We start from the raw sequence: 11,854 nt of genomic DNA, 5'->3' as shown, positions 1-11,854 counted from the left end.
ATGGTCAATATAACAGATGTAAAACAGATTCTTCAATTTGCAATAGATGCGGAGATTAAAGTCTTTCTTGATGGTGGCTGGGGTGTAGATGCTCTTCTTGGATATCAGTCAAGAGCCCATAATGATATTGACATTTTTGTAGAAAAGATCGATTATCAGAACTTTATAGAAATAATGAAAGCTAATGGCTTTTATGAGATTAAGATGGAATATACAACATTGAACCATACTGTATGGGAAGATTTGAAAAACAGAATTATTGATTTGCATTGTTTTGAATATACGGACGAAGGTGAAATTCTTTATGATGGGGATTGTTTTCCGGTAGAAACTTTTTCGGGTAAAGGAAGAATTGAGGAAATAGAGGTTTCCTGTATTGAACCATATAGTCAAGTAATGTTCCATCTGGGATACGAGTTTGATGAAAATGATGCACATGATGTGAAGTTATTGTGTGAGACACTTCATATCGAAATTCCAAATGAGTATAGATAACTGCAAATAACAGTTTGTAGGGGAGTTCTGATACTCCCCTATAAAAATGGCTATTTATCAACTGTTTGTTGTGACATAGCCTTTCATTATTTAAGCAAAGGAGCAATACCGCCGCATTTACCAGAGTCCAACGAACAAAATTTAGTTGTCATTGAAGCCTTTTTAGAAGCTGCAAAGCGCTATGCCCGCGGCGGATATGATGTAATTGTAGATGGAATTGTCGGGCCGTGGTTTTTAGAACCATGGAGAGCCCTTGTTCGAGAAGATTATGAAGTACACTATATTGTTTTAAGAGCCAGTAAAGAAGAAACTATGAAACGAGCTGTGGAACGTTCAAAATTAGACAGAAAAACAAATGTTGAATTAGTAGAAACAATGTGGGAGCAATTTTGTAATTTGGGGATATATGAATCGAATGTTATAGAAACGACAACCTATTCTATCCAAGAGGCTGTTTTTGCAGTAAAAGAAAAAATTTCAAGTGGAGCCGCATTGCTATCTTAAACGATTTCTAAAAATCGAAATTTCATTTATCAGAGAAATAGCAAAGCCAGTTAACGGTCAAGATGAACGGCGCATTTCATGCGCCGCCGTTGACCGTTCCGTCTGGCTTTGCTGATGGGCAATCAAGGCGGGAAAGCCCTAAAATGGCTTCCCGCCCATTTCAATTATGAGAAAAGAAACACTCCAAAATCAGAAAGAGAGCGGCCAAGCACTTTGAGGGATTGGTCGCCTTGTTCACCCATTCAGCGGAACGGCGGGTGGCGGTCAAGGCCGGGTGTAAGCCCGTTCATTTCAGCCTTGACGGTTGCCCGCTGTCCTGTTACTTTTCCGGGAGTGTAGCCACAACTTCGGGACACTTTGTCCACAAGTCGGAGCGTAGGACGAGGGACGGGGGCTTTCATATACGCCCAGTCTGCTGTTGAAACCAGACCTGTGCTTACGGCTCTACGCCACGCAAGCACAGCCCTGTTTTCCTGCCGCTCCAAATGCCCTTGCCCTCCCCGGCGGCAACGGCATTTTCACGGCAACGCCGACAGAGCGTATAACACACTACACTTTGCTTCGCAAAGTCGTGTGCCAAATGGGGGCGTTGCCCCCTTTGGAAACCCCCACAAGAAAAGGCGGTACGCTACCCCTCCACGGGGCGCATACCGCCTTTTCTTGTTATCCAGCCCTCCGGCTGTATCGGTTGAGCAAAAGTCAGCGTGGGATTGATGTGGTATCTTTATCTAAGTGAACCCCCCAGCTCCCATTTCGAGATGGTCTGCCGCACCACATTCAATTTCATGGCCAGCTCCTGCTGGGAAAGCCCCTTTGATTTCCGGATCGTCTTGATGTTTTCACTTAACATGCGGGCTCACTCCTTTCGCTCCTATTGTAGGGAGAATGGCCCGTTGCCGCAAGCAACGCAGATTAACACGGCTTTTTCTTACGTTTCAGGGGAATATCGCGGCGGTCTGCCGCCTCCTGAAGCAGCGCCACGGCGGCGAGAGCCCGTTCCTTGACAGCCTGCGCGCTCAAGTCCGGCCGGCTGTCCAGAGCGGCCATCACAGCGCGCAAATCCTCCAGAGGCAGGAGATAGACCGCCGTGTTGAAAAAGGTCTTGCGGCGGCCGTCGTTGTAGTGGGCCAGAAGTTCATCCAGAATGGCCCGCTTTTCCTCCAACTGGGCCAAGTAGGCTTCCAGACCCAGTTCCCGGACCAGAGCAATATCCGACTGCCGGTTCCGGTGCGGGACAAAGGAATCCGCCGCGTCAAAGCCCTCGTAGCGGGAACAGGGATATTGCGGGCACTCCCAGCAAAAGGGAACACCGCCGTGCTCCAGGGAGCATTTGGCGATGGTACAGCTCTGGTTGCCGGGCCCGCCGCCGCAGCCGGGACAGTAGCCGCCCAGGTGCATGGAGCACAGAGCACAGTTGAGACCGCACAGGGAAAAACGGGTTTCCGCACGGGTAAAGCCTTTCATAATACCCTCCTGATGGGGTGCCGGATCACGGTTTCAACCGCTCCGGTTTACACCACTGCATAATCTGGTGGTGAAAGCTATCTTCTTTTTCTGTATTATACCATAGGAACACAACAACGATCTGTCCGGTTCCGTTTGATATTGTGTTTTACGGCCACCGGGTACAATAGAAAAAAGGAGGAGATCCATATGGGAAAGAGCGTATTATATCTGGCCGTAAGCGTGGACGGATACCTTGCGGACGAGCGGGGCGGCGTGGACTGGCTGGTGGGCGACGGCAGTGAGCCGGACGCTCCCGGCAGCTACCCGGCCTTTCTGGAGGCGGTGGACGCCATCGTCATGGGCTGGACCACCTATCACCAGCTGGTCACGGAACTCTCCCCGGACCACTGGCCCTATGAAGGCCGTCCCTGTTATGTGGTGACCCACCGGAACGAAGCGCCCCGGAAGGACATCACCTTCTGGCGTGGGGCGCTCACCGACCTGGTGGACCAGCTGAAAGAAGCGCACCGGGGCAATATCTGGATCTGCGGCGGCGCGTCCGTGGCCGGACAGCTTTTGAAGGCGGGCCGCATCGACCAGCTATGGCTGTCGATCATCCCCACCGTGCTGGGCAAGGGCGTGCGGCTCTTCCCGGAGCTGCCTCAGGAACTGCCGCTGAAGCTGGTAAAAACGGAACATTGGAACGGGATCGTGGATCTGGTATACGAAAAGCGGTGAGCGCGAGGTCCGATTCGTGGATCTGGTGTATCGGCAAAGAGAACGGTAAAAAATGGGGAGCGTCTATCAGGACGCTCCCCATTTTTCAATATCCGGACGTGTTACAGCTTCAGCCCTTCCGCCCAGGCTTTCAGCTCCGCCTCGTTCAGGCGGCCATTGAGCATCCGGCCGTCCACGATTTTGGCACCGGGGGCGCTGGAGCGCAGACCGGCCGCCGACTTGCCCAGATTGCTGCCGCCGGAGGTGGCGAAGAGGACGATGGTCTTGCCGGAGAAGTCGTAGGCCTCCAGGAAGGTGTTGAGGATGGTGGGGGCCACATACCACCACACCGGGAAGCCCAGGAAAATCACATCGTGCTCCGCCACCGGGGCGTCGGTGTCGGCCAGAGCGGGCCGGGAGTGGGGGTCCTTCATCTCCACGCTGGAGCGGGAGCTTTTGTCCATCCAGTTCAGGTCGGCACTGGTATAGGGAACGGCGGGCTTGATCTCATAGAGTGCTCCGCCCACGGAGTCTGCCAGAGCCTTCGCCGCCCGTGCGGTGGTGCCGGTAGCGGAAAAATAAGCGACCAATGCGTTCATGTGAATAACCTCCTTACGCATCTTCTGGCTCCATTGTAAATCCGATGCCCAGGAATGTAAAATACTCATTTTCTATTTGCAGTTATTCTGAAAAGGCATATTTGTCTTGCGGGAGCGGGCCGGGGGTGGTAGGATGGAAACAGGAGGGATGTTCATGGAACTGCGTGTGTTGCGCTATTTTCTGGCGGTGGCCCGGGAGGAGAACATCACCAAGGCCGCGGCTTTGCTCCATCTGACCCAGCCCACCCTGTCCCGGCAGCTGATGCAGCTGGAAGAGGAGCTGGGGGTACAGCTCTTTCACCGCAGCCGCTACCACATCGTGCTCACCGACGAGGGGATGCTGCTGCGCCGCCGGGCCCAGGAGCTGGTGGATCTGGCGGACAAGACGGCCCGGGAATTTGCCGCCCGGGAGACCGAGCTCATGGGTGAGATCGCCATCGGGGCAGGGGAGACCCGGAGCATGACTTTCCTCTCCCAGGCCATCCGTACCTTCCGGGAGCGCTACCCCAAAGTCACCTTCCGGATCTTCAGCGCCAACGCCGACGATGTGAAGGAGCGGCTGGATATGGGCCTTCTGGACATGGGGCTGCTGACGGAGCCGGTGGATGTGGGCAAATACGCCTTCTGCCGGATGCAGGAGAAGGACCGCTGGGGAGCGCTGGTGCGGGCCGACTCCCCCTTGGCGGAACGGGATACCGTCACGCCGCAGGATCTGGAATCGGTCCCCCTGCTGGTCAGCGGGCGGGAGAGCGTGCAGGGCGAGCTGGCCAGCTGGTTCGGGGATCGCTGGGACCATCTGCAGATCGCCGCCACCTTCAACCTGATCCTCAACGCCGCCAATATGGTGCGCTGCAGTGTGGGCACGGCGCTGGGTTTCGACCTGAATCTGGCCTTTGACGATCTCCGCTTCCTGCCCCTTTCTCCGGCCATGGAGACGGGGACGGTGCTGGTCTGGAAAAAGGATCAGGCCCTGACCCCGGTGGTGGAGGCCTTTCACCAGCACATCAGAAATGCCCAATCGGCATAGCAGGGGAAAGAAAAGAAGCATTCGACATGGCGCAGAAATCGCTTTAGAATGTGGGTGTCCGGGAAAGGACACCCACATCTTTTTGGCTTGGAGGCGTTGACATGACCATACAGGAGGCAAGCGAGCGCTATCACATCCCCATGCATATTCTGCGGGAGTACGAGAGCTGGGGCCTGTGCGGCGCGGTGAAAAAGGTGATGGGCGACTGGCAGTATGACGACGCTGATCTGGAGCGGCTGAGTACCATCCTGACCCTCCACGACATCGGCTTTACGGTGGAGGAAGTGGAAACTTATATGCGCCTTCTGCTGGAGGGGGAGCACACGGCGGCCCGGCGTCTGGCCATGCTGGAGAAAAAGCGCAGCGCCGCTTTGGAGGAGATCCACTTCAAGGAGCGGCAGCTTCAGCGGCTGGATTATCTGCGCCATGAGATCCGAAAGACACAGGGCGGGAAGAAACGATAAAAGCAAAGAGCAGATCCCGGAACGGGATCTGCTCTTGCTCAATATTGGGTGGAGATCTCCCGCTCACCGATGCCGTAGAGGCGGCGGAACTCCTCCAAGTCGCCGGAGGTGCGGATCAGCATGATTTCGGTAAATTTTCCAGTGTAGATGTCCTGAAATCCCGCCACCTTTTCGCCGGTGCAGATGCTGGAGCGGATCACCGGCCTCTGGTTTTCCACGTCATAGGTGCGCGTTTCCCGTTTTTTCTTGAAAAACATCGGTGCCCCTCCTCAATCCTGAGATTCCAGAAATGCCTCGATGGCGGCCACCGTCTGGGCCTGCTGCTCCTGGGCGGAAATGGCGGCCGGAGGATCGCCCTTCTGCGGGCCGTAGTTGCCGAACTGGCGTGGTTGCCGCCCTCGATCTCCACGACGTTCTCCGTGTAGTCGATGTGGTCCTCCACGCTCTGGTTGAGGGAGCCGTAAATGGTCAGAGTCTTTTCCGCCGGATAATCGCCGTAGAGGTAGGCGCCCATCAGGATCAGCCCGTCCACCTGGTCCGGATGCTCCGAGGCGAACTTGGACGCCATCGCGCCGCCCATAGAGTGCCCGGCCATATACCAGTGCTGGAACTTGGGGAAGCGGGCGATCACCTCTTCGGCCGCATCAGCGTCAAAAATCGCCATGTGGAAGGGCATATGGACCAGAATACAGGTGACGCCGGTCTGCCGGATCTGATCCAGCAGGGGCAGGTAGGCCTCGGCTTCCACCTTGGCGCCGGGGTAGAACAGAATGGCGGTGTCGGTAGGGTAGGAAGGGGAGAGGATGGTCAGGTTGTCCTGCACTGAGATGCCGGTGTCCTGCTCCAATACCTCCAGGGCCACATCCTCCGCCCGGTAGTAATCCGACACATACCAGAAAAATGCCCCGACCAGCAGGGCCAGGATCAGAAGAACGACCCCACCGGCGATGAGCCATGGTTTCCGCCGGGACCTTTGTGCTGTGTTCATGCGTCAATCACCCCCGTCAGGATAGATAGCACTCCATTTTATCATATCGTCGCGGACCGGGCCTGTCAATGACGGCCCGGCCTTCATGATAATTAAGGAAAGATTCAGCTCAGATATGCGTTTTCCTGTTATAGTGGTGCTGAACATGCAGAACTGGGAGGTTTCTATGGAATTTACCTGTCATACCACATACGATCAAAAAGCGCTGACCGCCATGGCACGGGCGGTCCGCAAAACGGTCCGGGCGAAGAGAAACCGGTACATCCGCCTGTATGCCTGGATCATCATTGGGCTCCTCCTGGTATCGGTCTGGCTGTCCTGGGGGAATGTCTGGCAGACGGCGCTCAACAGTGCGGCGATTGTGGCCATGCTGCTGGTCACCTGGAAAGAGGATGCGATCAACGGCTATTTTGCAAAGCGCAAAGCCCTGCCGGGGACCAGCTTCGCCGAAACTACATTCGCTTCCGACCATTATCGGGTGAAAACTGCCGTCACGGAGTCCAAGTGGCAGTATGACAAAATCCTTGCGCTGGCGGAGACGAAGGACTACCTCGTTTTTGTGATAGGGAAGGACCACGCCCTGGCCATGGAAAAAGCGGCGCTGGAGGGCGGCAGTATGCCGGAGTTCCGCCGCTTCCTGGAAGAGAAGTCCGGATGCAAGATTCAGAACATCAGGGGATAACGAGATGAAAACAGGTCACAAAATTGCGGCCCTGGGCTGTGTGGCGGCGGTAGTTGGCTGCGCCGTCGGCTGGTGCTGGACGATCCGGATGCCGCTCCGGGAGTTCACCCGATCTGCGCTCTATATGGCGGTCATGGACGATGAGATCTGCCGGAACGAGCTGGAGGGGAACCAGGTCGGGGACACAGTCATCACCTTTCCGCCCAGGGCGGAGACACTGCAGGAACGATACCACTCCTTTTTGCGGACGAACCGGGCCAAAGACCGCCGGCAGATCGAGGAAGAAATCGCGGAACTGGAGCGGCGGCTCCAGGAGTCCCGGCAGTACATCGGCCAGCCAAAAGAGAAGCTGGAGATCGGGTTTTCGGATTAAACACAGAGGAGAGCGCCGTAAGGCGCCCTCCTCTGTGTTTTTGAGGTAGGTTCAGCGCGTCTCTTGCCGCGCTTTTTTCTTTTCACCATCCAGAGTTTTGAAGTGGAGAAAGCGCAGTTCCGGGTGTCCGCAGCGCAGCAGAAAGGCGTCCAGGGTCCGGCAGGTTTGGCGGAGCCATGTGTGACAGCAGTCAGGCGCCCTTCCCGCACACTCCTGCTGATACCGCTCCAAGAGACGCAGGACCAGAAGATCGGTCCGCTCACCGAACCGGCTCTCATGCTGTGCATCCAGTGGGAGATATCCCAGCGTTTCCAGGCCTTGGTCGAGGACGGACCGGGAGACGAAAGGGACAGAGAGCAAAAACAGGTGGCGCAGCATCGTTTTTCGCGGGATCTCCCCCCGCAGAAAGCGAAGGCGCTGAAACTCGTTGACATAGTTGGCGCTGTTGAGGTGGCTGGTCTCATCCAATTTGTTTTTGGTATCCACATACTGACGGGCCTCCTGGACATAGCAGTGGCGCAGATATTCCCCGGATTTTTCCCATGGGATCTTCCGGCGTTCCAGGGTCAGCGGATGGATTATGGCCAGATATTGCGTTTCCAGTTGCTCCAAATATCTTCTGCGCCAGTGGTACACCGGGTCCTCCTCATCGCCGGCGGTAAACACCCGGTCGGCGCTGTCGTAGTAGCCCCGCAGGAGAACATCTGTGTCTGCCGTGTCCAGTCCAAGTGCCTGCCCCAGCGCCAGGCACTGCTCCCGGCTCTGGGGCTTGTGTTGTCCGGTGCGCCAGTATCGGATGGTCAGCTGCTCAGTGCTTTTTTCCGGCGGGCGTCCGTAGAGCCGCTCAAAGATCAAGCGGTCCAGCATGCCCCGCCCGCTCAGATTCTGCGACTGGGCGACCGCTTCAAACCGCTCCCGGATCCAGAGCCGCTCCCGGGACTCCCATCCGAACTCCGTGCAGAGAGCCAGGGTCTCTTCCAACCAGTTCTGAGTATCTATTTCGAGCGGTTCCATTCTGACTTCCCCCCTCAAAGGGCTGTCTCCTTATTCCGAATTGCTTCATACCACTGTGTCTGGCGGGGATAATACCGGCCCAGTTTCCGCAGAATTTCGCGGTACAGTGTCCGGGCGTTTTCCGCCGCTCCGGCCGCTGCCCAGGAATCCGCCAGAACCTCCTGACAGCTCAAGGTCTCCTTGGCATTCTCTCCCCGCATGGACCGGGTAAGTGCCGTACAGTTCCGGGCCAGCTCCATGGCCTCCAATGCCGCGCCCTGTCTGAGCAGGATCTCTGCGCGCAGAAGATCCAGCTCTACAACGAAATGCTGCTGCTCCTGGAAGGGCTCCGACTGGAACTCCTCCCGCAGCTGAAGGCACACCTCCAGCGCCTGTTGGTGTCGGTTCTGACAGGCCAGCAGCTTGGTCTGCTCCAAACGCAGGAAATAGCCGGTTTTTCGGTGCGGAAGGGGAAGCTCACCGACCACGTCCACATACCGTTCAAAGGCCTCCAAAGCCTCCTGGCAGTAGGCTGCCGCCGAAGCATAGCGGCCCTCATGGCGGTCATTGCGGCACAGTTTATGGGCTGCCTGGGCAAGCCGGTAGAAGTAGAGAACATTGCAGGGCTTGCAGGTACGCAGGATGTCCAGTGCCTTTTGATACCACGTTTTGGCACTGGAAAACTGCATGCTGTTGTGATAGACCGCCCCCACCCGCATGGCGATGCTGCCGGTGACCTGATGCACCGGCCCATAGTGCTCCTCGCAGCTCCGGTAGAGCCGGAGCATAAATTGCAGGGATTTCCCAAAATATCCGCCGATCCACAAAACGGTGGCAAAGGTATCGTAGCTGTCCGCCAGCCAGGCCCGGGGTGTGGGCCAGGCGTTCAGCAGCGAAAAGCAGATGGGCACGGCTTTGATCACCGCCCCATAGGGCTCGTCCCAGAGGTGGGCGTATTCTGCCTGCATCCCCCGGAGAAAGCGGCGGCAGTTTTCCGGGGTAGGAGGATAGCAGTGCCGGACGCTCTCCGCGATCACCGGGTGGAGCCCGCACTGGGATTCCCCATCTTGGGGTCGGACCCACACCAGCGACATGGCGCAAAGCCGTTCCAGTACCGCCGCTCTTAGCCCGGCGGCCCGGAGAAAGCGCCCGGTCTCCATGCCGCTCGCCGGCAGGAGCGCCAGACAGCGCAGGGCCCGGAGATCGGTCTGGCTCAGCAGGGTTCTGCGGATAAAGTAGCGGGTCAGGTCGGCGTTTCCGGCCACAAGCGCCGGAGGCTGCTCCGGGCTGCACACGGCCAGGCGCATCAAAAGGGGATTGCCCTCCACGCCGACACAGAACGCATCCAGGCGCTGGAGTTCCTCGGTCGCCAGTGGTTCCGTCCGGTAACAGCGGTAAAAATCCGTCCAGGACCCGCGGTCCAACGGGGAGAGGCAATGGGCCGCCACCGGCCAGTCCGCACCGCACACCCGCCCGGTCATCAGCAGGGCGCAGGGCAGCTGCCACAGCAGAGGAAAGAGCCGGTCTTTCAGTTGGTTCACGTCATCCAGGATCAGCAGTACCCGCCGATGTTCCAGAAGCCCGGTGAACACCTTCCACTTCTGACGGAAATACTGGGCCTGATCGGCGTACTGCCCGGAATTCCAGGAGAGATTTTCGATGGTCAGCTCCCCGTCGTCACAAAAGGTGTGGGTCAGATCCTGGCGGACGTTCAGCCACAGCACCGCGTCGTAGGCTCTGGCAAACCGGGTGGCGTAGGCCCGGGCCAGGGTGGTCTTGCCCAGGCCGCCCATGCCGTGCAGCAGCACTTTGCCGGGACCGCTCTCGCCGCTGAGCTGTCGGTGGAGGTCCGCCAGCTCTTCCGCGCGGCCCACAAACTGCTCCGGCGGGAGGATGGGCTTGGGACAGAGCGTATACTCGTGGGACTTTCGATAGGCGGTGTACTGTGCCTCCCAGAGGGCTACGGCCCGCTGCTGCTCCTCCGGGCCGGAAAACCCCGGAGGAGTGTCGGGATACCGGCATTGAAGCACGATCTGGTTCCAGCTCCAGACCAGTTCCCGGTCCAGCCCCAGGGCCAGCCCCTCCTGGGGTGTCAGCAGATGTTCCGTGCTCAAGCCCTTAGGCCGGACTGTATCCGTGTTCATCTCCGGCCGCCCCCTTTCAGAGCAAGGCGAAACAGCGCGCTGCCCAGAAGGGCAGAGGCTCCCCAACTCAGCACCACGCCCAGCGCCCCGCCCAGATAGCCAAAGGCCGGGACGAAGAGCAGGGCAGATGCGGCGCTGCACAGCACCTCCATACCGCCCAGCGCCACCACACCGCCGTACTGTCCCAGGGCTTGCAGGGCGTTGCGGTAGAGAATGGCAAAGCTCACCGGGAATGCCAGCACCGTGAGGCGAAGCCACCAAAGGGCGGCTTCGGAGACCTCGGGCGGCTGTTCCAGTCCGGCTACCAGCCCCACCAGGGGCCGCCCCGCCAGCCAGACCACGGCGATGGCCCCCACACCCAAAATCACGAAGAGACGGACCAGCCGCCGGTGATAGGGCAGGATATTTTCCAAGCGGCCCGCGCCCACGTTCTGGCCGGTGATCACGCCGGAGGCGGTACCCAGCTCTCCCAAGGGCGCGATGAGGGCGGTTTGCAGGGACAGGGCGATGGCCTGGGCGGCGATCAGCCGGGGAGACAGGGTGTTCACCGCCCGTTGGAGCACCAGGGCGCCCAGTGCGCTGAGGAAAAAGTAGGCGGTTTTGGCGCCGCCGTTTTCCAGCAGCCCCCGCCACACCGGACCTGGGATCTCACGGGCGGCCACGGTCCGGAGCAGCCGGGGCCATTTCCGGCGCACATACCGCAGCAGAAGCAGAGCCAGCAGGGCATTGGTCAGCACCGTGGCCATGGCCGCGCAGGCCACATCCCCCTTCCAAATACCGATGAACAGCATCACCAGCGCCGTGTTGGTCACCGCCCCGAAAACGGCCAGAGCGCTGAAATAGCCCGTGTCTCCCACCGCCTGGAGCAGTACCATCAGCAGCAGCTTGACGGCGGTGGCCCCCGCTCCTGCAAAGGAGAGAATCAGATAGGAGGACGCCGCGCCCCGCAGCTGGGGCGGGACATTACCCAGCGCCATCAGCCCCTCTACCCCCAGCGCGGCCAGCAGTCCCAGGGCGGACAGGATCAGCGTATACCGCAGGGCGGCGGAAAAGGCGGCGGGGAGCCGTCTGGGATCCCCGCTGCCCACAGCCGTGCCCAGGCAGATGCCAAACCCGTAGAACATCCCGGCCAGCACTCTGCCCCGGACGGCCAGCAGGCCGCCGCAGGCCCCCATCACCGCCAGAGCCGTATCGTCCAGAGCGTGGCTGACCACGGCGGTGTTGATGAGACCGTAGATCTGCTGGAACAGCTCCGCCGCCATCAGCGGGATCAGGAACCGGGCGAAGGTTTTGGGACAATAGGCTCCGGTAAAATCCACAGAACTCCCCCTTTTTGGAAAACGTACCACGTGGGAAACGGTCTGTCAACGAAGTAACTTTTAACCAAGTAAAAAACACCGTAAAATTTCGCGGCGGTTAAAT

At 58.4% G+C, this 11,854-nt stretch carries 13 protein-coding genes and 2 pseudogenes; 7 read left to right on the top strand and 8 right to left on the bottom strand.

The features are described from left to right. Positions 1–495, top strand: coding sequence for a lincosamide nucleotidyltransferase Lnu(C) (gene lnu(C) / locus B5G43_RS01125; protein WP_058962568.1), 495 nt, complete (start codon positions 1–3; stop codon positions 493–495). A gap of 81 nt (positions 496–576) precedes the next feature. Next, positions 577–999 (top strand): annotated as a pseudogene (locus tag B5G43_RS01120) (chloramphenicol phosphotransferase CPT family protein); the annotation flags it as partial. A gap of 739 nt (positions 1,000–1,738) precedes the next feature. Here the strand turns inward: B5G43_RS01120 and B5G43_RS01105 are convergent. After that, positions 1,739–1,849, bottom strand: a pseudogene (locus B5G43_RS01105) (helix-turn-helix transcriptional regulator); the annotation flags it as partial. 62 nt (positions 1,850–1,911) lie between these two features. Next, positions 1,912–2,463, bottom strand: coding sequence for a DUF3795 domain-containing protein (locus B5G43_RS01100; RefSeq protein ID WP_087258071.1), 552 nt, complete (start codon positions 2,461–2,463; stop codon positions 1,912–1,914). 189 nt (positions 2,464–2,652) lie between these two features. Here B5G43_RS01100 and B5G43_RS01095 point away from each other — a divergent pair, with 189 nt between their 5' ends. Further along, entirely contained in the window at positions 2,653–3,183 is a 531-nt protein-coding gene (locus B5G43_RS01095) for a dihydrofolate reductase family protein (RefSeq protein ID WP_087258068.1), read from the top strand. Between the two features lie 101 nt (positions 3,184–3,284). Here the strand turns inward: B5G43_RS01095 and B5G43_RS01090 are convergent, their stop codons facing one another. Then, on the bottom strand, positions 3,285–3,761 hold the full coding sequence (locus tag B5G43_RS01090) for a flavodoxin (protein ID WP_087258065.1): 477 nt from the start codon (positions 3,759–3,761) through the stop codon (positions 3,285–3,287). Positions 3,762–3,915: 154 nt separating this feature from the next. Here B5G43_RS01090 and B5G43_RS01085 point away from each other — a divergent pair, with 154 nt between their 5' ends. Further along, positions 3,916–4,788 carry a LysR family transcriptional regulator gene (locus tag B5G43_RS01085; RefSeq protein WP_087258062.1) on the top strand — a complete coding sequence of 291 codons (873 nt, stop codon included), beginning with the start codon at positions 3,916–3,918 and terminating at the stop codon, positions 4,786–4,788. Positions 4,789–4,889: 101 nt separating this feature from the next. Next, positions 4,890–5,252 (top strand): MerR family transcriptional regulator, encoded by a 363-nt coding sequence (locus B5G43_RS01080; RefSeq protein WP_087258058.1) that lies wholly within the window; start codon positions 4,890–4,892, stop codon positions 5,250–5,252. A 38-nt stretch (positions 5,253–5,290) separates the two neighbouring features. On the opposite strand, the gene B5G43_RS01075 is transcribed toward B5G43_RS01080, so the two are convergent. Together B5G43_RS01075 and B5G43_RS01070 are read right to left on the bottom strand one after the other, a co-directional pair. Beyond that, complete coding sequence (locus tag B5G43_RS01075; RefSeq protein WP_087258056.1) at positions 5,291–5,509, bottom strand: aspartate dehydrogenase; 219 nt, start codon at positions 5,507–5,509, stop codon at positions 5,291–5,293. Then, positions 5,449–6,240 (bottom strand): alpha/beta fold hydrolase, encoded by a 792-nt coding sequence (locus B5G43_RS01070; protein WP_242960412.1) that lies wholly within the window; start codon positions 6,238–6,240, stop codon positions 5,449–5,451. Before B5G43_RS01070 ends, B5G43_RS01075 begins: the two co-directional genes overlap by 61 nt. 166 nt (positions 6,241–6,406) lie before the next feature. Here B5G43_RS01070 and B5G43_RS01065 point away from each other — a divergent pair, with 166 nt between their 5' ends. Then, positions 6,407–6,922 carry a YcxB family protein gene (locus B5G43_RS01065; RefSeq protein ID WP_158097321.1) on the top strand — a complete coding sequence of 172 codons (516 nt, stop codon included), beginning with the start codon at positions 6,407–6,409 and terminating at the stop codon, positions 6,920–6,922. A 4-nt stretch (positions 6,923–6,926) separates the two neighbouring features. Beyond that, positions 6,927–7,295, top strand: coding sequence for a hypothetical protein (locus tag B5G43_RS01060; RefSeq protein WP_087258050.1), 369 nt, complete (start codon positions 6,927–6,929; stop codon positions 7,293–7,295). Between the two features lie 51 nt (positions 7,296–7,346). Here the strand turns inward: B5G43_RS01060 and B5G43_RS01055 are convergent, their stop codons facing one another. Genes B5G43_RS01055 through B5G43_RS01045 form a run of 3 tightly spaced genes read right to left on the bottom strand, consistent with a single transcriptional unit; the run spans position 7,347 to position 11,751 of the window. Beyond that, on the bottom strand, positions 7,347–8,309 hold the full coding sequence (locus B5G43_RS01055; protein ID WP_143382813.1) for a hypothetical protein: 963 nt from the start codon (positions 8,307–8,309) through the stop codon (positions 7,347–7,349). 14 nt (positions 8,310–8,323) lie between these two features. After that, complete coding sequence (locus B5G43_RS01050; RefSeq protein WP_087258044.1) at positions 8,324–10,432, bottom strand: NB-ARC domain-containing protein; 2,109 nt, start codon at positions 10,430–10,432, stop codon at positions 8,324–8,326. Further along, positions 10,429–11,751 (bottom strand): MATE family efflux transporter, encoded by a 1,323-nt coding sequence (locus B5G43_RS01045; protein ID WP_087258041.1) that lies wholly within the window; start codon positions 11,749–11,751, stop codon positions 10,429–10,431. The genes B5G43_RS01050 and B5G43_RS01045 overlap by 4 nt, the downstream gene beginning before the upstream one ends. Positions 11,752–11,854: the final 103 nt, after the last annotated feature.

Origin of the sequence: Flavonifractor sp. An92 (assembly GCF_002159175.1) — a bacterium.
Classification (GTDB): domain Bacteria; phylum Bacillota; class Clostridia; order Oscillospirales; family Oscillospiraceae; genus Pseudoflavonifractor_A.
This window is presented reverse-complemented; position numbering and strand designations above follow the sequence as displayed.

Coding starts and splice junctions, on each gene's coding strand:
- B5G43_RS01100 (WP_087258071.1), bottom strand. CDS start 2,463: ATGAAAGGCTTTACCCGTGCGGAAACCCGTTTTTCCCTGTGCGGTCTC.
- B5G43_RS01095 (WP_087258068.1), top strand. CDS start 2,653: ATGGGAAAGAGCGTATTATATCTGGCCGTAAGCGTGGACGGATACCTT.
- B5G43_RS01090 (WP_087258065.1), bottom strand. CDS start 3,761: ATGAACGCATTGGTCGCTTATTTTTCCGCTACCGGCACCACCGCACGG.
- B5G43_RS01085 (WP_087258062.1), top strand. CDS start 3,916: ATGGAACTGCGTGTGTTGCGCTATTTTCTGGCGGTGGCCCGGGAGGAG.
- B5G43_RS01080 (WP_087258058.1), top strand. CDS start 4,890: ATGACCATACAGGAGGCAAGCGAGCGCTATCACATCCCCATGCATATT.
- B5G43_RS01075 (WP_087258056.1), bottom strand. CDS start 5,509: ATGTTTTTCAAGAAAAAACGGGAAACGCGCACCTATGACGTGGAAAAC.
- B5G43_RS01070 (WP_242960412.1), bottom strand. CDS start 6,240: ATGAACACAGCACAAAGGTCCCGGCGGAAACCATGGCTCATCGCCGGT.
- B5G43_RS01065 (WP_158097321.1), top strand. CDS start 6,407: ATGGAATTTACCTGTCATACCACATACGATCAAAAAGCGCTGACCGCC.
- B5G43_RS01060 (WP_087258050.1), top strand. CDS start 6,927: ATGAAAACAGGTCACAAAATTGCGGCCCTGGGCTGTGTGGCGGCGGTA.
- B5G43_RS01055 (WP_143382813.1), bottom strand. CDS start 8,309: ATGGAACCGCTCGAAATAGATACTCAGAACTGGTTGGAAGAGACCCTG.
- B5G43_RS01050 (WP_087258044.1), bottom strand. CDS start 10,432: ATGAACACGGATACAGTCCGGCCTAAGGGCTTGAGCACGGAACATCTG.